This window comes from Shewanella sp. MBTL60-112-B2, from assembly GCF_019655055.1.
In the GTDB taxonomy this organism is placed as follows: Bacteria; Pseudomonadota; Gammaproteobacteria; order Enterobacterales; family Shewanellaceae; genus Shewanella.
This window is the reverse complement of the sequence record NZ_BPFA01000074.1, coordinates 1-941: the sequence shown is the minus strand read 5'-3', so window position 1 is coordinate 941 and position 941 is coordinate 1. Positions and strand designations below refer to the sequence as shown.

Sequence of the window (941 nt, the reverse complement as noted above, 5' to 3'; positions counted from 1 at the left end):
GAACTGACGTGTCCCCCTTCCCTCTCCCTTCTCTTCCCTCTCTTTTCCCTTTTCTCCCTTCTCTTCCTCTCTTCCCTTCTTCCCTCTCTTTTTCCTTTCCTTCTTCCTCTCTTTTTTCTTTTTCCCTTCCTCCCTCCTTTCTCTCCCCTTCCCCTTCCTCTCCTCCCTTTCCTCCCTCCCCCCTCTCCCTCTTCTCTCCCCTCTCTCTCCCTCTCCCTCTCTCCTTCTTTTTTCCTTTCTTCTCTTTCCTTCTCTCCCCCTTTCTCTTTCCTCTCTTCCTCCTCTTCTTCCTCCCTCTTCCTTTCCTTCCTCTCCCTCTCCTTTTTTTTCTTTCTTCTCCCCTTCTTCTTTCCCTTCTCTTCCTCCCCTCTCTTTCTCCCTTCCTCCCCCTCTCCCCCTCCCTCTCCTCTCTCTTTCTTTCCCCCCCTCTTCCTCTCTCTTCCCTCCTCCCCCCCTCTTCCTTTCCCTCTCTCCTTTCCTCCTTTCTCCCCCTTCCCTTTTCCTTCCTCCTCTTCCCCTTTTTCCTCCCTCCCTCTTTTCCCCTCCTTTCTCTTCCCTCTCCCCCCTTCTCTTCTCTTTCCTCTTTTTCTTTCCCCTCCCTTTTTTTCTTCCTTCTTTCCCTTTTTCTCTCTTTCCTCTTTCTTCCTTTCTCCCCTCCCCCCCCCCTTTTCCCCTTTCTTCCTCCTCTCTCCTCTCTCTTCTCTCTTCCTTTCCCCTCCTCCTTTCTCCTTTCTTTCTCCCCTCCTTCTTCTTTTCCTCTTCCTCCCTTTCTTCCCTTTCCTCTCCTCCTTCTCCTCCCCTCCCCTTCTCCTCCCCCCCTTCCACGTCGTTCCCTCTTTCTCTCTCCCCCCCTCTCTCCCGCGCCTGACCGCTTCATCCTCGCTGTTCATCTTCATCAGTCCTTCCGTCCCGTTCCACGCCTCCTTTCCCACTCCTTCCAC

The 941-nt window shown here is 53.5% G+C and carries 1 protein-coding gene; it reads right to left on the bottom strand.

The features are described from left to right. Window positions 1-896, bottom strand: an 896-nt coding sequence (locus tag K5Q73_RS21245) for a hypothetical protein (protein ID WP_220766186.1), incomplete at its 3' end; no start/stop codon positions are given. Between the last annotated feature and the right edge of the window lie 45 nt (window positions 897-941).